The organism is Paenibacillus profundus, assembly GCF_021369635.1.
Classification (GTDB): domain Bacteria; phylum Bacillota; class Bacilli; order Paenibacillales; family Paenibacillaceae; genus Paenibacillus_B; species Paenibacillus_B profundus.
In genome coordinates, this window is record NZ_JAJNBZ010000097.1 from 1 (window position 1) to 860 (window position 860).

General features: G+C 53.8%; 1 rRNA gene. It reads left to right on the forward strand.

Annotation, left to right across the window (positions count from 1 at the left end):
* Nucleotides 1–860, forward strand: a 23S ribosomal RNA gene (locus LQV63_RS31230); the annotation flags it as partial.

Consider the following 860-nt stretch of genomic DNA (forward strand, 5'->3'; position numbering starts at 1 on the left):
TGAGTACGTAGTCGTAGACCCGAAACCGTGTGATCTACCCCTGTCCAGGGTGAAGGTGCGGTAACACGCACTGGAGGCCCGAACCCACGTACGTTGAAAAGTGCGGGGATGAGGTGGGGGTAGCGGAGAAATTCCAATCGAACTCGGAGATAGCTGGTTCTCCCCGAAATAGCTTTAGGGCTAGCCTCGGAGTCAAGAGTCGTGGAGGTAGAGCACTGATTGGATGCGGGGCCCGCCAAGGGTTACCAAGTTCAGTCAAACTCCGAATGCCATCGACTTATATCCGGGAGTCAGACAGTGGGTGCTAAGGTCCATTGTCAAGAGGGAAACAGCCCAGACCATCAGCTAAGGCCCCTAAGTATACGTTAAGTGGGAAAGGATGTGGAGTTGCACAGACAACCAGGATGTTGGCTTAGAAGCAGCCATCATTTAAAGAGTGCGTAATAGCTCACTGGTCGAGTGACTCTGCGCCGAAAATGTAACGGGGCTAAACGTATCGCCGAAGCTATGGCTTGCATCGCAAGATGCATGGGTAGGGGAGCGTTGTGTATCGGGTTGAAGGTAGACCGGAAGGACTGCTGGACTATACACAAGTGAGAATGCCGGTATGAGTAACGAAAAGACATGTGAGAATCATGTCCGCCGAAAGCCTAAGGGTTCCTGGGGAAGGCTCGTCCGCCCAGGGTAAGTCGGGACCTAAGGCGAGGCCGAAAGGCGTAGTCGAAGGACAACAGGTTGAAATTCCTGTACCACCGTAAGCCGTTATGAGCAATGGGGGGACGCAGAAGGATAGGGACGCGAGCTGATGGATGCTCGTCCAAGCAGTGAGGCCGGTCAGTAGGCAAATCCGCTGACCATGA